General features: G+C 65.4%; 1 pseudogene. It reads right to left on the bottom strand.

From position 1 onward, the window contains the following. Positions 1-155: pseudogene (locus tag IO33_RS50110) on the bottom strand (IS630 family transposase); the annotation flags it as partial. Positions 156-243 lie beyond the last annotated feature (88 nt).

Here is a 243-nt window from a genome sequence, read left to right as displayed (position 1 = left end):
GGGGCCTCGTTCCAGTCGGCGAGCCAGTTTCGGATGTCGCGTTCGAGGGCTTGGACGGAGCGGTGGACACCGCGCTTGAGCTTCTTCTGTGTCAGCTCGCCGAACCACCGCTCGACCAGGTTGAGCCACGACGAACTCGTCGGTGCGACCTTCAGCCTCCGTGACACCTCCATGATCGAGTGCCCCTCGGCACACTCCAGAACGATCCGGGACCGCAAGGCCAGAGCCTGAGCCGTCGACCGG

It is taken from the genome of Streptomyces durhamensis, from assembly GCF_000725475.1.
GTDB lineage: Bacteria > Actinomycetota > Actinomycetes > Streptomycetales > Streptomycetaceae > Streptomyces > Streptomyces filipinensis.
The sequence above is the reverse complement of the archived record's forward strand: the minus strand, read 5'-3'. Positions and strand labels throughout refer to the sequence as shown.